Source organism: Neorhizobium sp. PAMB6630, from assembly GCF_058242775.1.
The window spans coordinates 3,053,563-3,072,832 of sequence record NZ_CM177836.1 but is presented as its reverse complement, the minus strand read 5'-3'; the positions used below and the strand labels follow the sequence as shown (position 1 = coordinate 3,072,832).

Here is a 19,270-nt window from a genome sequence, read left to right as displayed (position 1 = left end):
TTGCGGCCACCCGCTCAGCCAAAGTGAAGGCTACGAAGGTTTGTCAGCACTTCGGGCAATGGCGCCTACCTTACTGGCCGCGGCTTTTCAGCCAGGCCTTCATGTCGGCGATTTCAGCCTCCTGCGCTTGGATCACAGCTTCAGCCAAAGCACGGATCTTTGGGTCCTTGCCGTGTTCCAGTTCCACGCGGGCCATGTCGATGGCGCCCTGGTGGTGCGGGATCATCGAGCGGACGAAATCCACATCGGTATCGCCGCTGTATTGAACCGCCATGTCGGCATGCATTTTCTGGTTGGCGGCCATGAAGGCGCGGGTGGAGGGCGTGTCCGCCGTCTTTGGCATCTGGCCCTTCATGGTGCCTTTCATCTCGCCATGCCCGGCATGGGCGGGCATGTCCTGCGCCATCGCGACAGGCTTGAGAACCGGGGCGGCAGAAATGAGCGCTGCGGTGAAGGCAGCCAAAAGCAGTTTGGTGTGCATGGGGATTTCCCTTTGTCTGAAACATATGGATGGAAGAGAGGCCGGATCGGCCCGTTCATCGCAAACGCTCAGGCTCGAGGCGGGGGAACCAACGGATCGGGCGCGTCGGCCAGCATCTGCGCCACGCGGGCAAGGGGATAACGCAGCGGCAGGATTTTTGTCTGCCCTTGAGTCACCATCGGCATGGGCGACAGGCAGGTGCCGCAGAGTGATGCGGAACAGCAGGTCATGGCATGCATGGGTTTGCAGGTGGGGCAATGGTCCGCCGCCGCATCGCCTGCCAGCTCATTTTTATCCGCCCCATGGCCGTGATGATGGGACTGCGCACTCTGATGATGCGGCATCGGGGCCTGCATTGCCATGGCAGGCATCATCCCTTGCAGTACAATCGACAGAACCATCAAAAGCTGGGCGAGGTGACGCATGGCATGAATTTAGAGGATTTATGGCGGCTGGACAATGCATTTGATGACCCTTGTCAGGCCGCCAATCCCTGGAGCGCCAATTGATGATCGTGGGCGCCGGCGCAAGCCGCCCCCTCATCCGTCGCTCCGCGCCACCTTCTCCCCGAGGGGAGAAGCGAACCGCAGGCGTTGGTGCAAGCCAAGGGCATGGGACGCGGGCGAGTCCTTGCGTGAATTTCGGGCAGGCCAGTGACCCCCTCTCCCTTCTCCCCACGGGGAGAGCGACTGTCTTTGCAGTCAAGCGTTTTGCCATGGTTTTTGGTCCCGGATGATGGCGTTGAGCATGGTGAGGAGTTTGCGCATTGTTGCGACGATGGCGACGATCTTGGGTTTGCCGGCTGCGACGAGACGGTCACGAAAGGCTTTGAGCACGGGGTTGTGCCGGCTGGCGACGAGGGCTGCCATGAACAGCACGGCCCGCACTTTGCCCCTGCCGCCGCCAATGAAGCTCTTGCCTTTCCACGTGCCCGATTGTCGGGTAAAGGGTGCCAGACCCGCAAGCGATGCGATCTGACGTCGATCGAGACTGCCCAGTTCCGGCATCTCGGCGAGCAGCGTGCGAGCGGTGGCGGCCCCCACCCCCGGCACCGATGTCAGTAGCTGCTCGCGCACCCGCCACAGCGGCGACCTGCGGATATGTTCATCGAGATCGGCGTCGAGACTTTCCAACTCGCGCTTGAGGGCTTTCAGCAACCGCGTAATGCTCTTCTGGGCCTCTTTCGCCAGAACCATGCGCGCCCGGTTTTCCTCAGCCACGATCATCTGGACGATCTGCCGCCTGCGGGCCACAAGTGCCGACAAAGCCTGGGTTTCCAAGTCTTTGAGCGGTCTCAGCTCTGGCTTGGTCGCAATCACGAAAGCGGCAATCACTGCCGCATCGATCGGATCTGTCTTGGCGCGACGGCCGATCGCATTGGCATAAGAACGCACCTGCGCCGGATTGACCACGAGGACGGCAAAGCCCGCCGAAGACAGCGCCGCCACCGCCAGCATCTCAAACCCGCCGGTTGCTTCCATGGCAACGGCATTGGCTTTGATCGATTGCAGTCGCGAGACCAGATCTTCGACGCCCGCATGCGTATTTTCCACCGCAAACGTCACACCGGATGGCGCCACGGCGATATCCAGACGATCCTTCGAAACATCGATCCCAACAACGATATCCATCTTTTCCCATCCTTGCCTAAACGGACTTTGCCTGCGCAAGCGGTCCTGGCGACTGTTCGGGTTCGATGGAACGGCGGACGAAGACCCTTGCTCTCCCACGGGCTTGGTGTCCCAAAGGTTTGTCGGTCTCCCATCCGCCACCGCATTGGGCATTACACACCCAAATGCGGCTATTGGGAAGTTACAAAGGTGCCGGCAGGCGGATGAGGGGGCGGCACGCGCTGTGGCTCACCTTCTGCCCATCACCCCGCCACCACCCGATGCACCGCTTGGTACGCCCCGTCAGCCTCCTCGAACGGCACCACCGGCCACTCCCAGCTGCGATCATGGGCGGGCACGGGCACCCCGGCCATCAGATCGTGCTCCTCCAGAATCTTTCCGGCCTTGTCTTCCGTCCGGTAGGAGACATCCGTGATCAGGCAGGTTTTGGCCGAAGCCATGGCAAGCCCATCGAGATGGGCGCGAATGAGGGCGGGCAGCACGGCCTCAGAACTGCGCCCCTCGGCTTTCAGCCGCCAGCGGGCGCCGACGCTTATCTGCGAGAGGATGTTGGCGGAGACGACGAGATCGAGATACGGAACCTGCCGCAGGAAGCCGAGCGGTTCCGGCACCTGTCCCGCAACCGCTTCGTCATAACCGGAGAGATCGCGCCAGATCAGCCGCACATTGGAAAGCCGTTTTGCGATAAAAAAAGCCCGAACGCTTGCCAGATGCACGAGATCGACCAGCACCACCGTATCGAACGCGCGCGACAGTTCCAGGATCGGCACATCGCGCAACAGGCCGGAGCCGAGCACGACGGCGGTCCGCCGCTGCTTCAGGCCGTGGATGGCGCAGAGTACATGCGCCTTGCTGTTTTCCTCATGCTCTGCCCACGCACTGCGGCACCGGTTGGCGCGGGCCAAAAGGCTGATGGAGGAGGCAATGTGGTCGCGAAACGGCTTTGGCGTCAGCGGCCAGCTTGCGGCATAATTGAGGGCTTCGAGGATCACCGGTAAATCTCGCGGCGATGGCCGACCTCGACGACGAGCACGATCAGTTTTTGGTCCTTGATCTCGCAGATGATGCGGGAATCGCCCACCTTGGTGCGCCACAGATGGGCAAATTCGGTGCCCTGCATGGCAAGGCCTGCGTCACGCGCGTTCTCCAGCGGTGCAATACGGCTTTCCAGATAGGTGATAACCCGTTGTGCGGCGGGCTTGCCGAGCTTGGCAAGCTGCTTTTTGGCCTTGGCGTCGATCTCAATCGTCCAGGCCAAGTTCGCTCTTCACTTCTTCCAGAGTGTAGGTTCTGCTTTCGCCGCGGGCGCGCGCCTCCAGCACCTCCTTGGCACGCTCGAAGAAATAGGCGTCTTCCAGCTTTTCCTCGATGAGGTCGAGAATGAAGGTGTCTAGCTCTGCGCCAGCCTGTTCTGCCTGTTTCAGCACCAGGCGATGCATAGGTTCCGGCATTTCCAGTGTGACGCGCTTGTTCATGGCCTTGCCCTTGTCTTCAGCGGCAATATACCACCCGGCATTCCTCTTCGCCAGCCTTCGCCCTTGCCGCACCGGGCGCCATCCTCTAAGAAACCGCACACATTTCCGGCCTTTTTTCCTGTGCCGGGGGCAAGGATGACGATCATGAGCGAAAAAAAGCAAAAACCGCAGAAACTGAAAGCCCGCCTGCCGCGCGGTTTCGGGGATCGTACCGCCACCGACATCCATGCCACCAACGAGATGGTGGCCAAAATCCGCGAGGTCTACGAGCGTTACGGCTTTGACCCGATCGAGACGCCGCTCTTCGAATACACCGATGCGCTCGGCAAATTCCTGCCCGACAGCGACCGCCCGAACGAAGGCGTGTTTTCGCTGACCGACGACGACGACCAGTGGATGAGCCTGCGTTACGACCTGACGGCGCCGCTTGCCCGCCACGTCGCGGAAAACTTTAACGAGATCCAGCTGCCCTACCGCACCTATCGCGCCGGCTATGTTTTTCGCAACGAAAAGCCGGGCCCCGGCCGTTTCCGCCAGTTCATGCAGTTCGATGCCGATACCGTTGGCGCACCCGGCGTTTCTGCCGATGCCGAAATGTGCATGATGATGGCCGATACGCTGGAAGCGCTCGGCATCAAGCGCGGCGATTACGTCATCCGCGTCAACAACCGCAAAGTTCTGGATGGCGTGATGGAAGCCATTGGCCTCGGCGGCGAGGAGGATGCGGCAAAGCGGCTGAACGTGCTGCGAGCGATTGATAAATTTGATAAGTTCGGATCCGATGGTGTCGAGAAATTGCTCGGAGAAGGCCGTAAAGATGAGAGCGGCGATTTCACCAAGGGTGCTGGCCTAGATCAGGAACAAATAAATGCTGTGATGCTTTTATTTGCTTGGAAAGCAACACTCCATACCCCCGCCCGAAAAGGCGACCAATTCGAATTTGTGATTGATACATCTGTCAGCAACGAAACGATAGTGGATCGGTATCAATCGGGATTCGGAAGGCATGGCGCATTATTGTTGGAAGGTATTGAAGAACTCCGCATTATTGCGAAAATGACGGCGGCCGCGGGTTATCACCGAGACCAAATTCAGATCGATCCCTCCGTCGTCCGCGGTCTCGAATATTACACCGGCCCCGTCTACGAAGCCGAACTCACCTTCGATGTCACCAATGAAAAAGGCGAAAAGGTCGTCTTCGGGTCGGTCGGCGGCGGCGGGCGGTATGATGGTCTGGTGTCGCGCTTCATGGGCCAGCCGGTGCCGGCCACGGGCTTTTCCATCGGCGTGTCGCGCCTGATGACGGCGCTCAAAAACCTTGGCAAGCTGGGGCGGGACGAGGTTCTGGCGCCGGTTCTCGTCACCGTCATGGATGGCGATGTGGAGGCCATGGGCCGTTACCAAAAATTTGCGCAGGACCTGCGCAATGCCGGCATCCGAGCCGAAATGTACCAGGGCAACTGGAAAAAGTTCGGCAACCAGCTGAAATATGCCGACCGTCGCGGTTCGCCGATTGCCATCATTCAGGGCGGTGACGAGCGGGCTGAGGGTGTTGTTCAGATCAAGGATCTCATCGAGGGCAAGCGCCTCTCCGGCGAGATTTCCGACAACACCGAATGGCGCGAGGCCCGCGTTGCCCAGGTCATGGTGCCGGAGGCAAAACTGGTCGAGACGGTGAAGGACATTTTGGAGCAGCAGGCGCAAGATCGTCTGCGGGCAAAGGCGGGCTGATGTCTGCGTTTCCCCTCCCCAACCCTCCCCACACGGGGGAGGGCGCAGGTTTTCGTGCGCGGCCCGGGTCTCGCTTTGCGGCATGTCGACGCGTTGGCGTTGTGCCGGGTCGTTACCCCCCTCTGCCCTGCCGGGCATCTCCCCCACACGGGGGGAGATCAGCCGGAGGTATCCGCGCCATTCAGCATCTGGCGACAAAAGCTGGCTTTGTCTGCACAAGAATTTCAGACCCGATGCTATCGGCTCCAGCTGATCTCCCCCCGCGTGGGGGAGATGTCCGGCAGGACAGAGGGGGGCGAGCTTGCGCGACACCAATTTACAGTCGAGAGGGCGCGGCAATTCCCGTCTTCCCGTCCGCACGGGGAGCCGGAGCCGGCAGCCTCGGGTTCGACATTCTTGCGCAGACAACGCCAGCCGAAATCGCCCGATGGTGGATGGCGCAGATCCTTCCAGCTGATCTCCCCCCGTGTGGGGGAGATGTCCGGCAGGACAGAGAGGGGCGAGCTTGCGCGACACCAATTTACAGTCGAGAGGGCGCGGCAACTCCCGTCTTCCTGTCTGCACGGGGAGAAGGGTCCGCAGGACGCAGCCTGATGAGGGGCAATCCTCCAACAGGAGCCACCCCATGCCGCTAACCGACATGCCCGATTTCGCCGCCGCAATCCTCGAAGAGTTTGCCGCGCGCAATACCACGCGGGTGGATACGCCCGTCATCCAGCCGGCCGCACCGTTTCTCGACATGGCCGGGGAAGACCTGCGCCGGCGCATCTTTCTGACCGAAAACGAGCGCGGGGCAAGCCTTTGCCTTCGTCCGGAATTCACCATTCCCGTCTGCCTGCGCCACATCGAAACGGCCACCGGCACGCCAAAACGTTATGCCTATCTCGGCCAGGTGTTTCGCCAGCGCCGCGAAGGCGAAAGCGAGTTCTATCAGGCCGGCATCGAGGATCTGGGTGATCGCAATGCCGCAAGCGCCGATGCCCGCGTGGTGGTGGATGCGCTTTCGTGCCTCACAAAAATCCTGCCCGGCCGGGGCCTTGCCGTCACCATCGGTGATCAGGCGGTGTTCGAGGCTGTCGTCGCAGCGCTCGGCCTTCCCGCCGGCTGGCAAAAACGCCTCGTGCGCGCCTTTGGCCAGACGGATCTGCTGGAAGCGATGATTGCACGGCTTGCCCGCCCGCAGCCGGTTGCCGGCCTTTCGCCTGAGGTGGAAGCCCTGCTGGAAGCCGGCGATGAGGCAGCCCTAGTCGCCCATGTGGAGGCGGAGATGGAGCGCACCGGCTATTTGACCAATGCCAGCCGGTCGCCCTCGGAAATCGTGCGGCGGCTGAAGGAAAAGCGGCTGCTGGCCGGTGCGTCGCTCGACACAGCAAAACTCGATGCGCTGAAGGAATTTTTGTCGATCAACGTGTCGCTGCGTTATGCGCCGGGGGTGCTTGCCGATTTCGCCCGCTCCGCCGGCCTGCCGCTGGAACAGGCGATTGCCGGCTTCGATGCCCGCGTGGCCGCTTTTGCCAATGCCGGGGCGTCGCTTGCCGATATCACCTGGCGCGCCGCCTTCGGGCGTCCGCTCGATTATTATACCGGCCTCGTGTTCGAGATCACCGCGCGGGGCGATCATGACGTGCTGGCCGGCGGCGGGCGGTATGACCGCATGCTGACGCTGCTCGGCGCAAAAGACCATATCCCAGCCGTCGGCTTTGCCCTCTGGCTGGACCGCATCGAAAAGGCCAAGGGGGGCGCACGATGACCATTACCATCGGTCTTCCCTCCAAGGGCCGCATGAAGGACGATGCTTCTGCCATCTTCGCCCGCGCCGGCATGGTGATTTCTGCCATCGGCAATGAGCGCTCCTATCGTGGGCGCATCGAGGGCATGGAGGACGTGGAAATCGCTTTCCTCTCGGCCTCCGAAATTTCCCGGGAAATCGGCAATGGCACGGTGGATTTCGGCGTGACCGGCGAGGACCTGATCCGCGAGGAACTGTCCGACGCCGACCGTCGCATGGAAATTTCCGCCCGCCTCGGCTTTGGCCATGCGGATGTGGTGGTGGCGGTGCCGGACATCTGGCTCGACGTGGAAAACATGGCGGATCTCGGAGACGTCGCGGCCGATTTTCGCGCCCGCCACGGCCGTCGCCTTGCCATTGCCACCAAATACTGGCGCCTCACCCAGCAGCATTTTTCCGCCCAGCACGGCATCCAGCTTTATCGTATCGTCGAAAGTCTCGGCGCCACGGAAGGCGCACCGGCGGCCGGCCAGGCCGATATCATCGTCGATATCACCTCCACCGGTTCCACACTCGTCGCCAACCATCTCAAGGTGCTGTCGGACGGCGTGATTTTGCGCTCCGAAGCCTGTCTCGTGCGGGCGAAAAAGCCGGAGCATGAGGGCAATGCGACGGTTGCACGGATTGTCGAGGCGGTGCGCGGGGTTTTGTGAATGCTGTGCGGATGGTGTCGGCGTTGGTTGGCATTTGTGCCAGCCGCCCCCTCATCCGCCTGCCGGCACCTTCTCCCCGAGGGGAGAAGGGATTTTCTCGCCAGCGCTTCGGTTCCATCTCCCTTCTCCCCAGCGGGGAGAAGGTGGCGGCAGCCGGATGAGGGGGCGGCACTCGCTCCGCCCTCACCGAGATACCTCAAAATTCGCCATACGCAAAAAAACCCGCCGGATCGCTCCAGCGGGTTCTTTTTTGCCTTGGGGGCAGAAGATTAGCGAACAGCGAGTGCCGGTGCGGTGCCGCGGCGAGCGTCAACCGAGTAGGCGCCGGCGCCGACGGTGGCGAGCAGGATATAGGCGCCAGCCAGCGTAAAGTTCTTCATCATCATGATGCCGTTCAGCGTGTTGATCCAGCCGAGAGCGGCATCCGGCCAGCCGGGAACGGCAACGGTGCCCGAATGGAAAACGGCGCCGGTGAAGATGCAGAAGAGCGCCAGCGCCCAGCCGACGATTTTGACCTGGAAGCCGGCGAGAACGGCAAGGCCCGTCACCAGTTCAAACAGGCCGGCGAGATAGGAGAGCGCGGTTGCGGCGGGCAGCCCGGCACCGGCAATCATGCCGGCAGTGCCTGCCGGATCGGTCAGCTTGCCGAAACCGGACAGGATGAAGATGAAGGAGAGGAGGATGCGGGCGAGAAGCAGGATCGCATTGTTGGGGGTCGACATGGGAGGATCTCCGGGGGCAGGGCCACATGGGCCAATGAATTTCTGACGGGATATATGCGCCAGATTGTCGCGCCGCGAAAGATGAACAACCGAAGACGAATTGTTCGATATTGGTGAACGACAAGATGTGGCCGTTGCCCGTTCCTTTCGAGGCAGTGAGGCAACCTTTCGCGGGAGAGGCCGTTGAGAAGAACGCATTTGGACGCACAGCGTTTGATGCGTGCAGGAAGGAGATCCCATGAAGAAAATTCTAATCGGTGCTGTGGCGCTGACCCTATTGTGGACGGGCACCAGTTTTGCTCAGACTTATCGCACCGAAACCCGCGAGCAGCGGCAGCAGGAGCGGATTTATAAAGGCGCCGCACGAGGCCACCTGACGCCGCGCGAGCTACGCAATCTCGAACGCCAGCAGCATCGCATCGACCGCAATCAGGCGCGTGCTGCCCGCGATGGCTACATCACGCCAAAGGAAAGGCGTCGCCTGGAACGCCAGCAGGATCGCGCCTCGCGCAATATTCACCGCAAGCAGACCAATGGCCGCGGTTATTATTGAGGCATGATCTGAACGCAAAAAGGGCGCCGGTTTCCCGACGCCCTTCCGTAACTGAACCGGATGGCTCACATGCAAGACCCAAAGGGTCTTACATCATGTCCATGCCGCCCATTCCGCCCATGCCGCCCGGCATGCCGCCAGCCGATTCCTTCTTGGGAAGTTCGGCAATCATGGCTTCCGTGGTGATCAGCAGCGAAGCAACCGAAGCTGCGTTCTGCAGAGCCGTGCGGACAACCTTGACCGGGTCGACGATGCCCATGGCGATCATGTCGCCATATTCAGACGTCTGGGCGTTGTAGCCGAAGTTGTCGCTGTTGCCTTCGAGGATCTTGCCAACAACGATCGAGGCTTCGTCGCCTGCGTTTTCAGCAATCTGGCGAACCAGCGACTGCAGGGCGCGGCGAACGATGTTGATGCCGGCTTCCTGGTCGTCGTTTGCACCCTTGACGGTGATCTTCGTGGAAGAACGCAGCAGAGCAGTGCCGCCGCCGGGGACGATGCCTTCCTGAACGGCAGCGCGCGTTGCGTTGAGCGCATCGTCGATGCGGTCCTTGCGTTCCTTGACTTCGATTTCCGTCGAGCCGCCAACGCGGATCACGGCAACGCCGCCAGCAAGCTTTGCAAGACGTTCCTGCAGCTTTTCGCGGTCGTAGTCCGAAGAAGTTTCTTCGATCTGCGCCTTGATCTGGGCAACGCGGCCTTCGATGTCGGTCTTTGCACCGGCGCCATCAACGATGGTGGTGTTTTCCTTGGTGATGGAAACCTTCTTCGCACGGCCGAGCATGTCAAGCGTGACAGACTCGAGCTTGATGCCGAGGTCTTCCGAAATCACGGTACCACCGGTCAGGATCGCGATGTCTTCCAGCATGGCCTTGCGGCGATCGCCGAAGCCCGGAGCCTTGACAGCAGCAATCTTCAGGCCGCCACGCAGCTTGTTGACGACCAGCGTTGCAAGAGCTTCGCCTTCAACGTCTTCAGCGATGATGACGAGCGGCTTGCCGGTCTGAACGACAGCTTCGAGAACAGGCAGCATGGCCTGGAGGTTCGAAAGCTTCTTCTCGTGCAGGAGAACGTAGGCGTCTTCCAGGTCAGCAACCATCTTTTCAGGGTTGGTGACGAAGTAAGGCGACAGGTAACCGCGGTCGAACTGCATGCCTTCGACGACTTCGAGTTCGGTTTCGGCGGTCTTGGCTTCTTCGACGGTGATAACACCTTCGTTGCCGACCTTCTGCATGGCTTCAGCAATGTCACGGCCAACCTGTGCGTCGCCGTTTGCCGAAATCGTGCCAACCTGGGCAACTTCTTCAGACGTGGAGATCTTCTTGGCCTTGGCCTGGAGATCCTTCACGACTTCAGCAACAGCCAGATCGATACCGCGCTTCAGGTCCATCGGGTTCATGCCGGCAGCAACAGCCTTGTTGCCTTCGCGAACAATCGCCTGGGCCAGAACCGTTGCCGTCGTGGTGCCGTCACCAGCGATGTCGTTGGTCTTGGAAGCCACTTCGCGCACCATCTGGGCGCCCATGTTCTCGAACTTGTCTTCGAGCTCGATTTCCTTGGCGACCGATACGCCGTCCTTGGTGATGCGCGGTGCGCCGAAGGACTTGTCGATGATGACGTTACGACCCTTCGGGCCGAGCGTTACCTTCACTGCGTCTGCGAGGATGTCGACGCCGCGCAGCATCTTTTCGCGCGCAGTGCGGCCGAACTTGATTTCTTTAGCTGCCATGTTCAAAACTCCCGGGCATCACGCCCTTTGGTTGATTTGATAATTCGGATGGAAAGATCGGACTGAGATCAGCCGATGATGCCCATGATGTCGGCTTCCTTCATGATCAGAAGGTCTTCGCCGTCGAGCTTTACTTCCGTGCCCGACCACTTGCCGAACAGAACGCGATCGCCAACCTTGACGTCGAGTGCAACGATCTTGCCGCTGTCATCGCGAGCGCCGGAGCCGACGGCGACGATTTCGCCTTCCTGCGGCTTTTCCTTGGCGGTATCGGGAATGATGATGCCACCCTTGGTCTTGGCTTCGGATTCAACGCGACGAACGACGACGCGGTCGTGAAGCGGGCGGAAATTGGTGCTTGCCATTGTCTAATCCCTCGATCAAATGACCTTTACGGGCTTTGAGGAGGCCCGTGTCCCTGTTGCTAGCACTCACCTGTTGGGAGTGCTAACGACCCCGAGATAAGACCGGTGCTGTGATGAGTCAAGAACGGGCCTCTAAAAAATCTGCGCCTTTCTCAGCGCCGTCACACGCTTTGCCTGTTCATTGCGGCGGAGTGGTGTCGTGAGCGTCGCGACGCCCGATCCGGCAGGCGCGGCAGGCATCTCCGCCGACGGTGCGACACCCAAACCGTCCCTGAAGGAATTGACGCTGGTTTTTGCCCGCATCGGCTGTCTGGGCTTTGGCGGGCCGGCCGGCCAGATCGCCATGATGCACCGGGCAATCGTGGACGAGCGCCGCTGGCTGTCGGAAGACCGTTTTCTGCACGCGCTTAACTATTGCATGCTTCTGCCGGGGCCGGAGGCGCAGCAGCTGGCCACCTATGCCGGCTGGCTTTTACATGGCGTGCGCGGCGGCATTATTGCCGGCCTGCTCTTCGTGCTGCCCGGCCTTTTCGTCATCATCGGGCTCTCCACCGCCTACGGGCTTTATCAGGATGCCGGCTGGCTTGCCGGCCTGTTTTTTGGGCTGAAGGCCGCCGTCCTGTCTGTCGTGGTGGAGGCGGTGATCCGGCTTGCCAGGAAAACACTGAAGACCGCTTTTCTGCGGGTGCTGGCGGCGCTGGCATTTCTGGCGCTTTTCGTGCTGGCCCTGCCGTTTCCGCTGGTCATTCTTCTCGCAGCCCTTGCCGGATATTTTCGCGCCCGCCGTGTCAGCGCACCCGATGCGCTGACGGTCTCCGAACCGCGTGACACCGCGCCGGTTCTCGCGCGCCCGCCGCTTGTGCGCTCGCTCGCTCTGCTATTGTTCTGGGTCGGCGTCTGGCAGTTGCCGCTTCTCGTCCTCTCCTTCATCGCCGGCGCCGAAAGCATGGCGGTGATGTTTACCTTCTTCTCGAAGATGGCGCTTGTGACCTTCGGTGGCGCCTATGCGGTTCTGGCCTATGTGGCGCAGGTGGCGGTTGAGAATTACGGCTGGCTCAGGCCCGGCGAAATGCTGGATGGGCTTGCGCTGGCCGAGACGACGCCGGGGCCGCTGGTGCTCGTTCTCTCCTATGTCGGTTATCTCGTCGGCTTTCGCACCGTGCCGGGGCTCGATCCCGTGGTGGCCGGCATCATCGGTGCGCTGTTGACGGCCTGGGCCACGTTCGTGCCAAGCTTCATCTGGATCTTTGCCGGCGCGCCTTATATCGAGCGCCTGCGCGGCAATATCGCCATATCCGCGGCGCTCTCCGCCATCACCGCTGCCGTGGTCGGCGTCATCCTCAACCTTGCCATCTGGTTCGGCCTGCATGTGCTGTTTGCGAAAGTGGACCGCATCGCCTTCCTCCCCAGCTGGCAGGGTGCGGGGGCGCCCGGCGTCTGGTGGCCGCAGCCGGCCTCGCTCGATGCAGCAGCGCTCGCGCTTTTTGCGCTCTCGGCCTTCCTGCTGCTCAGGGTCCGGCTCGGCATGGTTAAGGTGCTTGGCCTTTGCGCCACGCTCGGCCTTTTCTGGCGCCTTTCCGGCTTCTGAGGCTTCTGTCCGAGTTGGCGACCGGGGCTCAAGGCAAGGGCTGAATGGCGCGGCCCGCCTAAAACTCCTTGCCATCGGGCCGGAGCTTTGCCATGTCAGCGCCAGTTTCTTGCAACGCATCAGGGTGACCATGGCAGACCGCATCAAGAACCTCAGCGCGATCACCGCTGGCTACGATCTCGTGCTTTCGGATGTCTGGGGTGTGCTGCACGATGGCATCACGGCGTTTCCTGCCGCCTGCGAAGCGCTGGCGGCGGCGCGCAAGGCAGGCCTTGCCGTTGTTCTCATCACCAATTCGCCGCGTCCGGCTCCCGGCGTCATCGACCAGCTGCGCGTACTCGGCGTGCCGGATGAAGCTTATGACCGGATCGTGACCTCGGGCGATGTGACCCGCGCGCTGATTGCCGAAGGCCCGAAGAAGGTTTTCCTGCTCGGTCCGGAGCGTGACATGCCGCTGTTTGAGGGTCTTGACGTCACGGTCACCAGCGAGGCGGACGCCGATTGTATTGTCTGCACCGGCTTTTTCGATGACGAGCGCGAGGTGCCGGAAGATTACCACGACATGCTGTCGCGCTTTATCGCCCGCGACGTGCCGATGATCTGCGCCAATCCGGATCTTGTCGTGGAGCGCGGCCATCGCATCATCCCCTGCGCCGGCGCCGTTGCCGCCTATTACGCTCAGCTTGGCGGCCATAATCGTTTCGGCGGCAAACCGCACCGGCCGATCTACGAGGCAGCCCTTGCGAGCGCGCGCGATGTGAAGGGCGAAATCGATCTGTCGAAGATCATTGCGGTCGGCGACGGAATGCCCACAGATGTGAAGGGCGCCTTGAGCTACGGGCTCGACCTTCTCTACATCTCCGGCGGCATTCACGCGGCGGAATATACCATCAACGGTGAAACCGACGAGGCGATCCTCAACGCCTATCTGGAGCGCGAGGCGGCCACACCGAAATGGTGGATGCCGCGGCTGGCCTGACGGATGGACGAGATGACCGTATTTCACCGCAATGAACAGAAGGAAGCGCTGCCGGCGGATCTGAAGGGCGGCGTCGTTGCCATCGGCAATTTCGATGGCGTGCATCGCGGCCATCGCAGTGTGCTGGAACGGGCGCTGGCGCTTGCCAAGGAGCGCGGCGTGCCGGCGCTGGTCCTGACCTTCGAGCCGCATCCGCGCACCGTCTTCAAACCGGAGCAGCCGGTGTTTCGGCTGACGCCCGGCCCGCTGAAGGCACAGCTTCTGGAAGCCATGGGCTTTCATTCGGTCATCGAATACCCGTTCGACCGGGAGTTTTCGCAGCGCTCCGCCGAGGATTTTGTCGAAAACATTCTGGGCGGCTGGTTGCAGGCGAGCGCCGTCGTCACCGGTTTCGATTTCCATTTCGGCCGTGGCCGCGAGGGCGGCCCGGCCTATCTGATGGATGCCGGCCGCCGCTTCGGGTTCGACGTGACGCTGGTCGATGCCTTTCGCGATGAAAACACCGAGGTGATCTCCTCCAGCCGCATCCGCGATCTGATCGCAGAGGGTGAGGTCAGCGAAGCCGCCGGCCTGCTCGGCTACCGTTACACCGTGCAATCGGAAATCGTCGGCGGTGAACAGCTTGGCCGCACGCTGGGTTACCCCACCGCCAACATGGCGCTTGCGCCTGAAGTGGAGCTGAAAGCCGGCATCTACGCCGTGCGCTTCCGCAGGCCGGACGGCACGCTCTACAACGGCGTCGCAAGTTATGGCCGGCGCCCGACGGTGACGGAAAACGGCGCACCGCTTCTGGAAACTTTTGTCTTCGATTTCTCCGGCAGTCTCTACGGCGAAATCTGTTCGGTATCCTTCTTCGGTTACCTGCGCCCGGAACTGAAGTTCGATGGGCTGGATGCGCTTGTCGTGCAGATGAAGCGGGACGAAGAAGAGGCCCGTGCGCTGCTGTCAGGTGTTACGCCGCTGAGTGACGTGGATGGGAAGATCGCGTTCTGAGGGTTTTTAGAGTTTTCGGGTTGATCCCGCGTCTTTCAGAATGGCGTTGGCCGTGTGGCGGCTCATCAGGTTGCGCGGCACGAGGATGATCCTGCCGGTCTTGCTGGAGCGCCATTTCTCGTGCGAGCCTTTGGCGTTGGTCAGATATTCATAGCCCAGTTGGGCGATGATCTCGCACACGATGCTGTAATATCCTGAGACCATCAGGCGGCCATGGGCTCAAGCGGTCTTTCAAACAGGATGGCGGGAATGAGATCCTTGAGCGGTGTCGTTGCCAGCTCTTCGGGTGATATGTGATTTGCGACGATCAGTTCGGCCGCCGCATCGAACATCACCTCTTCAAAAGCCTCAAGGGTGGCGGTTTCGATATGCAGGCCGTCGATGTCGCTCTCGCAGTAATAGACCTTTGCATCGGCGTCCCAAAGTGCCTTTACCGAGAAGGTACGTTTTGCCATGGCCATGAACTCCGCAAACCTTGCCCGCCAAGAATACAGCGATCCCGCGCAATTCCAATCCCCTCTTCCTTTTGGCGGCGAAAACCCCTAAAGAATGCGCCACCATGACGTATCTTTCGGCGGCCCGTGTCATTCGAATTATTGGCCCGGCTTTCCCGGCGGCTTGAAAAGCTGAAGGGAGGGTCCGGGTTTTTGGCGCTGGGGTTTTTCCTTGCGCGTCCGTCGCCAATCCACATTGTTTATTCTGCGACCGCGACCGGTCGCCTTTCCGATGGTTGATCCATGACCGATACCGCTGAAAAACTTGATTATTCCAAAACCCTCTATCTGCCCGAGACCGAGTTTCCCATGCGCGCCGGCTTGCCCGCCAAGGAGCCGGAAATGGCGAAAAAGTGGAAGGACATGGAGCTTTACAAGAAGCTCCGCGCCTCTGCCGCCGGGCGCGAAAAATTCGTGCTGCACGATGGCCCTCCTTATGCCAACGGCAATATCCATATCGGCCATGCGCTGAACAAGGTGTTGAAGGACGTCATCACCCGCTCGTTCCAGATGCGCGGGTTTGATGCCAATTACGTGCCCGGCTGGGATTGCCATGGCCTTCCGATCGAATGGAAGATCGAGGAAAAATACCGCGAAAAGGGCAAGGACAAGAACGAGGTCCCGGTCAACGAATTCCGCCGCGAATGCCGCGAGTTCGCACAAGGCTGGATCGACATCCAGTCCGAAGAATTCCGCCGCCTCGGCATCGAGGGCGATTTCGAGCGCCCCTACACGACGATGAATTTTCACGCCGAAAGCCGCATCGCCGGCGAACTGCTGAAGCTTGCCATGTCCGGCCAGCTGTATCGCGGTTCCAAGCCGATCATGTGGTCGGTGGTGGAGCGCACGGCGCTGGCTGAGGCCGAGGTGGAATATCACGAGGTCGAGAGCGACACGATCTGGGTGAAGTTTCCCATCCGTTTCATGCCTGATGCAATTGTTGTCCCGCTAGGAGCATCGGTTCCAGCGGAGTACCATGATCGGGCGGCCATGCTTGGCGGGCCTGTTTCTGGCGGGCTTGCGGGAGCCTCCGTGGTAATCTGGACCACCACACCCTGGACGATCCCCGGCAACCGCGCGATCTCCTATTCGTCTCGTATCGAGTATGGGCTTTACGAAGTCACCGAAGCCGTCAACGACTTTGGCCCGCAGCCGGGTGAAAAGCTGATCTTTGCCAAGCGTCTTGCGGAGGACTCTGCAGCCAAGGCCAAGGTCACGTTCAAGTTGATCCGCGACGTCACCGGTGCGGAACTCGCATCCATCACCTGCGCCCACCCGCTCGCCGATATGGGCTACACCTTCGACGTCCCGCTCCTCGATGGCGATCACGTCACCGATGATGCCGGCACCGGTTTTGTCCACACGGCCCCGAGCCACGGTCGCGAAGACTTTGAGGCGTGGATGAGCAATGTCCGCGCGCTGGAAGCACGCGGCATTGACACAAAAATCCCGTTCCCGGTGGATGATGCCGGCTTCTACACCGATGAAGCTTATGGCTTTGGCCCCTCGGCCGAAGGCGGCGCCGCGCGCGTGCTGGATGATAACGGCAAGAAGGGCGACGCTAACAAGCGGGTGATGGAGGCGCTGATCGCTGCCAACAACCTGTTTGCCCGCGGCCGCATCAAGCACGAATATCCGCATTCCTGGCGCTCCAAGAAGCCGGTCATCTTCCGCAACACGCCGCAATGGTTCGTCTACATGGACAAGGAATTGTCCGATGGCACGACGCTGCGGTCGCGCGCGCTGTCGGCCATCGATGATACCCGTTTCGTGCCCGCCGCCGGCCAGAACCGTCTGCGCGCCATGATCGAGGGGCGTCCGGACTGGGTTCTGTCGCGTCAGCGCGCCTGGGGCGTGCCGATCTGCGTTTTTGCCGACAAGGCCGGAAACGTGCTGCAGGATGAGGACGTCAACGCCCGCATTCTCGAAGCCTTCGAGAAGGAAGGGGCCGACGCCTGGTTTGCTAGAGGCGCCAAGGAACGTTTTCTCGGCAATGCCCATGATAGCGAACAGTGGCAGATGGTCACCGACATTCTCGATGTCTGGTTCGATTCAGGTTCCACCCACACCTTTACGCTGGAAGACCGTCCGGACCTGAAATGGCCGGCCGATGTCTATCTGGAAGGGTCCGACCAGCATCGCGGCTGGTTCCATTCCTCGCTTCTGGAGAGCTGCGCCACGCGCGGCCGCGCACCTTACAACGCCGTTGTCACCCATGGTTTCATCATGGATGAGAAGGGCGAGAAGATGTCGAAATCGAAGGGCAACGTGACAGCCCCGCAGGCCATCATGAACGATGCCGGCGCCGATATCCTGCGTCTTTGGGTGATGAGTTCGGATTATGCCGAGGACCTGCGCGTCGGCAAGACGATCATCCAGACCAATATCGATGCCTACCGAAAAATCCGCAACACCATCCGCTGGATGCTCGGCACGCTTGCCCATGATAAAGGCGAAGAGATCGCCTATGCGGATCTGCCGGAGCTGGAAAAGCTGATGCTGCACCGGCTGGCCGAACTCGACCAGCTTGTGCGCCGTGCCTATGACGATTTCGATTTCAAGCGCATCACCCGGGCGCTGACCGATTTCGCCAATGTGGAGCTGTCGGCCTTCTACTTCGATATCCGCAAGGATGCGCTTTATTGCGATGCGCCGTCGTCGCTGCGCCGCCGGGCCGCCCTGCATGTCATCCGCAAGCTGTTCGATTGCCTCGTGTTGTGGTTTGCCCCGATGATGCCGTTTACGACGGAAGAGGCGTGGCTGAGCCGCGATCCTTCCGCCGTTTCGGTGCATCTGGAGCAGTTCCCGAGCATTCCGGCCGAGTGGCAGAACGAGGCGCTGGCCGACAAGTGGAAACGCGTGCGTAACGTGCGCCGTGCCGTTACCGGCGCGCTGGAGCTGGAACGCAAGGACAAGCGTATCGGCTCCTCGCTGGAAGCGGCCCCGGTCGTTTATGTCGCGGATGCCGATCTCCTCTCGGCGCTCGATGGTCTGGATCTCGCTGAAATCTGCATCACCTCGGATATTTCCGTCGTGGCAGGCGAGGGGCCGGCGGATGCATTTCGTCTGGAAGACGGCACGAAGGTTGCTGTCGAGCCAAGACTTGCAGAAGGCGTCAAATGCGCCCGCTCGTGGAAGATCACCAGGGATGTCGGGTCCGATCCCGCTTATCCGGATGTGTCCGCGCGCGATGCGGAAGCTCTGCGTGAACTTGCCGCACTAAACTGAAGCCTTGATACCGGATGATTGCGCTTTGGCGCGTCATCCGGTAAATCTGCCTGAAATTGGCCGGAATTTGCGGCCAACGGGAGATGATGGATCTCGCAAGCGTCTCGGACGGGCGCGGCTGGAAGGGTTTTGATGAACATGACCAATGTCATTGGCGCACGGGCAGGTGCAATTCGCGCGCGCGCGGGGCTTCTTGCCGTTGTGGCGGCCGCTCTTGCTGTTTCAGGCTGCACGACAGGCCCGACCTACGGGACGAGCAAGACCTCCGGCGAGCAGCTGGTCGATGACCTGGGTCAGGCCGTGTCGCTGGGTTCTGAACCCGCAAACAAGAACACCCGGTACAATCCGCGTCCGCAACTGGTGGTGAACAAGAACGCCACCGGCCTTCCTGCCCCGCAGGCATCACTTGCCAGCCGCGAAAACAACCCCAACTGGGTGGAATCGCCGGAAGAAACCCGTGCGCGCCTGCGCGACGAGGCAGACGCCAACAAGGATAACCCCAATTACCGTTCGCCGCTTCTCGCCGGCAACGGCACGGCCGGTACGCTGACCGAACCGCAGAAGTGGGAAGCCTTCCGCAAGGCCCGCCAGAACGCCGAAAACCCCGGCATCACCGGCACCCGCCGCACCTTGACCGACCCGCCGACCGAATACCGCATCGCCGATACCGATCAGCTGAACGATCTTGGCGAACCGGAGCTGAAAAAGGAACGCGAACGCAAGAAGGCCGCCCAGGAAGCCGGCACAAAGACATCGTCCTGGTGGAAGCCGTTCCAGTAAGGTGATTTTTTTTGGGTGGGCCGGTCGGGACTTGGTTTCTGATTGAGACGCTGCTGTTGCGGATGAGGCCACTTCGTTT

At 61.1% G+C, this 19,270-nt stretch carries 20 protein-coding genes; 9 read left to right on the top strand and 11 right to left on the bottom strand.

Annotated features, from left to right (window positions below; genetic code table 11):
• Nucleotides 1–70: 70 nt before the first annotated feature.
• The 6 genes from copM to AC4CWF_RS14740 all read right to left on the bottom strand — a co-directional run bounded on the left by copM (nt 71) and on the right by AC4CWF_RS14740 (nt 3,587).
• Nucleotides 71–487, bottom strand: coding sequence for a CopM family metallochaperone (gene copM / locus AC4CWF_RS14765; protein WP_491285414.1), 417 nt, complete (start codon nt 485–487; stop codon nt 71–73).
• Nucleotides 488–549: 62 nt separating this feature from the next.
• Nucleotides 550–906, bottom strand: a complete 357-nt coding sequence (locus tag AC4CWF_RS14760; RefSeq protein WP_491285519.1) for a hypothetical protein — start codon at nt 904–906, stop codon at nt 550–552.
• A 276-nt stretch (nt 907–1,182) separates the two neighbouring features.
• Nucleotides 1,183–2,112, bottom strand: coding sequence for an IS110 family RNA-guided transposase (locus tag AC4CWF_RS14755; protein ID WP_491282054.1), 930 nt, complete (start codon nt 2,110–2,112; stop codon nt 1,183–1,185).
• Between the two features lie 242 nt (nt 2,113–2,354).
• Entirely contained in the window at nt 2,355–3,104 is a 750-nt protein-coding gene (locus AC4CWF_RS14750) for a hypothetical protein (protein ID WP_491282398.1), read from the bottom strand.
• Nucleotides 3,101–3,370: a type II toxin-antitoxin system RelE family toxin gene (locus AC4CWF_RS14745; RefSeq protein WP_491282397.1), complete on the bottom strand. Its 270-nt coding sequence runs from the start codon at nt 3,368–3,370 to the stop codon at nt 3,101–3,103. Before AC4CWF_RS14745 ends, AC4CWF_RS14750 begins: the two co-directional genes overlap by 4 nt.
• Complete coding sequence (locus tag AC4CWF_RS14740; protein WP_491282396.1) at nt 3,354–3,587, bottom strand: DUF6290 family protein; 234 nt, start codon at nt 3,585–3,587, stop codon at nt 3,354–3,356. Before AC4CWF_RS14740 ends, AC4CWF_RS14745 begins: the two co-directional genes overlap by 17 nt.
• 144 nt (nt 3,588–3,731) lie before the next feature.
• On the opposite strand from AC4CWF_RS14740, the gene hisS reads away from it, so the two are divergent.
• From hisS to hisG, 3 genes are all read left to right on the top strand, one after another.
• Nucleotides 3,732–5,318 carry a histidine--tRNA ligase gene (gene hisS, locus AC4CWF_RS14735; RefSeq protein ID WP_491282395.1) on the top strand — a complete coding sequence of 529 codons (1,587 nt, stop codon included), beginning with the start codon at nt 3,732–3,734 and terminating at the stop codon, nt 5,316–5,318.
• A 625-nt stretch (nt 5,319–5,943) separates the two neighbouring features.
• Nucleotides 5,944–7,068 (top strand): ATP phosphoribosyltransferase regulatory subunit, encoded by a 1,125-nt coding sequence (locus AC4CWF_RS14730; protein ID WP_491282394.1) that lies wholly within the window; start codon nt 5,944–5,946, stop codon nt 7,066–7,068.
• Nucleotides 7,065–7,760, top strand: a complete 696-nt coding sequence (gene hisG / locus AC4CWF_RS14725) for an ATP phosphoribosyltransferase (protein WP_491282393.1) — start codon at nt 7,065–7,067, stop codon at nt 7,758–7,760. Before AC4CWF_RS14730 ends, hisG begins: the two co-directional genes overlap by 4 nt.
• 269 nt (nt 7,761–8,029) lie before the next feature.
• On the opposite strand, the gene AC4CWF_RS14720 is transcribed toward hisG, so the two are convergent.
• A complete protein-coding gene (locus AC4CWF_RS14720; protein ID WP_491282392.1) occupies nt 8,030–8,482 on the bottom strand; it encodes a DoxX family protein in 453 nt (150 codons plus the stop codon).
• A gap of 238 nt (nt 8,483–8,720) precedes the next feature.
• On the opposite strand from AC4CWF_RS14720, the gene AC4CWF_RS14715 reads away from it, so the two are divergent.
• Complete coding sequence (locus AC4CWF_RS14715; RefSeq protein ID WP_491282391.1) at nt 8,721–9,035, top strand: hypothetical protein; 315 nt, start codon at nt 8,721–8,723, stop codon at nt 9,033–9,035.
• Nucleotides 9,036–9,123: 88 nt separating this feature from the next.
• Here the strand turns inward: AC4CWF_RS14715 and groL are convergent, their stop codons facing one another.
• On the bottom strand, nt 9,124–10,764 hold the full coding sequence (gene groL, locus AC4CWF_RS14710) for a chaperonin GroEL (RefSeq protein WP_491282390.1): 1,641 nt from the start codon (nt 10,762–10,764) through the stop codon (nt 9,124–9,126).
• A 68-nt stretch (nt 10,765–10,832) separates the two neighbouring features.
• Nucleotides 10,833–11,129, bottom strand: coding sequence for a co-chaperone GroES (groES, locus tag AC4CWF_RS14705; RefSeq protein ID WP_137132408.1), 297 nt, complete (start codon nt 11,127–11,129; stop codon nt 10,833–10,835).
• 199 nt (nt 11,130–11,328) lie between these two features.
• On the opposite strand from groES, the gene chrA reads away from it, so the two are divergent.
• From chrA to AC4CWF_RS14690, 3 genes are all read left to right on the top strand, one after another.
• Complete coding sequence (chrA, locus tag AC4CWF_RS14700; RefSeq protein WP_491282389.1) at nt 11,329–12,717, top strand: chromate efflux transporter; 1,389 nt, start codon at nt 11,329–11,331, stop codon at nt 12,715–12,717.
• A 130-nt stretch (nt 12,718–12,847) separates the two neighbouring features.
• A complete protein-coding gene (locus AC4CWF_RS14695; RefSeq protein ID WP_491282388.1) occupies nt 12,848–13,696 on the top strand; it encodes a TIGR01459 family HAD-type hydrolase in 849 nt (282 codons plus the stop codon).
• A gap of 12 nt (nt 13,697–13,708) precedes the next feature.
• The gene (locus tag AC4CWF_RS14690; protein WP_491282387.1) at nt 13,709–14,689 is read left to right on the top strand and encodes a bifunctional riboflavin kinase/FAD synthetase; all 981 of its coding nucleotides are present in this window, start codon (nt 13,709–13,711) and stop codon (nt 14,687–14,689) included.
• Nucleotides 14,690–14,695: 6 nt separating this feature from the next.
• Here the strand turns inward: AC4CWF_RS14690 and AC4CWF_RS14685 are convergent, their stop codons facing one another.
• Complete coding sequence (locus AC4CWF_RS14685) at nt 14,696–14,869, bottom strand: type II toxin-antitoxin system HicA family toxin (RefSeq protein ID WP_491282386.1); 174 nt, start codon at nt 14,867–14,869, stop codon at nt 14,696–14,698.
• Nucleotides 14,870–14,892: 23 nt separating this feature from the next.
• Nucleotides 14,893–15,144 (bottom strand): DUF1902 domain-containing protein, encoded by a 252-nt coding sequence (locus AC4CWF_RS14680; protein WP_491282385.1) that lies wholly within the window; start codon nt 15,142–15,144, stop codon nt 14,893–14,895.
• A gap of 282 nt (nt 15,145–15,426) precedes the next feature.
• Here AC4CWF_RS14680 and ileS point away from each other — a divergent pair, with 282 nt between their 5' ends.
• Both ileS and AC4CWF_RS14670 read left to right on the top strand, forming a co-directional pair.
• Nucleotides 15,427–18,411, top strand: a complete 2,985-nt coding sequence (ileS, locus tag AC4CWF_RS14675; protein WP_491282384.1) for an isoleucine--tRNA ligase — start codon at nt 15,427–15,429, stop codon at nt 18,409–18,411.
• 138 nt (nt 18,412–18,549) lie between these two features.
• On the top strand, nt 18,550–19,191 hold the full coding sequence (locus tag AC4CWF_RS14670) for a hypothetical protein (RefSeq protein ID WP_491285413.1): 642 nt from the start codon (nt 18,550–18,552) through the stop codon (nt 19,189–19,191).
• The last annotated feature ends 79 nt before the right edge of the window (nt 19,192–19,270 follow it).

What these genes read in the sequence shown, in the direction of transcription:
- AC4CWF_RS14760 (WP_491285519.1), bottom strand. Translation starts at nt 906, where the DNA reads ATGCGTCACCTCGCCCAGCTTTTGATGGTTCTGTCGATTGTACTGCAA.
- AC4CWF_RS14755 (WP_491282054.1), bottom strand. Translation starts at nt 2,112, where the DNA reads ATGGATATCGTTGTTGGGATCGATGTTTCGAAGGATCGTCTGGATATC.
- AC4CWF_RS14740 (WP_491282396.1), bottom strand. Translation starts at nt 3,587, where the DNA reads ATGAACAAGCGCGTCACACTGGAAATGCCGGAACCTATGCATCGCCTG.
- hisS (WP_491282395.1), top strand. Translation starts at nt 3,732, where the DNA reads ATGAGCGAAAAAAAGCAAAAACCGCAGAAACTGAAAGCCCGCCTGCCG.
- AC4CWF_RS14730 (WP_491282394.1), top strand. Translation starts at nt 5,944, where the DNA reads ATGCCGCTAACCGACATGCCCGATTTCGCCGCCGCAATCCTCGAAGAG.
- hisG (WP_491282393.1), top strand. Translation starts at nt 7,065, where the DNA reads ATGACCATTACCATCGGTCTTCCCTCCAAGGGCCGCATGAAGGACGAT.
- AC4CWF_RS14720 (WP_491282392.1), bottom strand. Translation starts at nt 8,482, where the DNA reads ATGTCGACCCCCAACAATGCGATCCTGCTTCTCGCCCGCATCCTCCTC.
- AC4CWF_RS14715 (WP_491282391.1), top strand. Translation starts at nt 8,721, where the DNA reads ATGAAGAAAATTCTAATCGGTGCTGTGGCGCTGACCCTATTGTGGACG.
- groL (WP_491282390.1), bottom strand. Translation starts at nt 10,764, where the DNA reads ATGGCAGCTAAAGAAATCAAGTTCGGCCGCACTGCGCGCGAAAAGATG.
- groES (WP_137132408.1), bottom strand. Translation starts at nt 11,129, where the DNA reads ATGGCAAGCACCAATTTCCGCCCGCTTCACGACCGCGTCGTCGTTCGT.
- AC4CWF_RS14695 (WP_491282388.1), top strand. Translation starts at nt 12,848, where the DNA reads ATGGCAGACCGCATCAAGAACCTCAGCGCGATCACCGCTGGCTACGAT.
- AC4CWF_RS14690 (WP_491282387.1), top strand. Translation starts at nt 13,709, where the DNA reads ATGACCGTATTTCACCGCAATGAACAGAAGGAAGCGCTGCCGGCGGAT.
- AC4CWF_RS14680 (WP_491282385.1), bottom strand. Translation starts at nt 15,144, where the DNA reads ATGGCAAAACGTACCTTCTCGGTAAAGGCACTTTGGGACGCCGATGCA.
- ileS (WP_491282384.1), top strand. Translation starts at nt 15,427, where the DNA reads ATGACCGATACCGCTGAAAAACTTGATTATTCCAAAACCCTCTATCTG.
- AC4CWF_RS14670 (WP_491285413.1), top strand. Translation starts at nt 18,550, where the DNA reads ATGACCAATGTCATTGGCGCACGGGCAGGTGCAATTCGCGCGCGCGCG.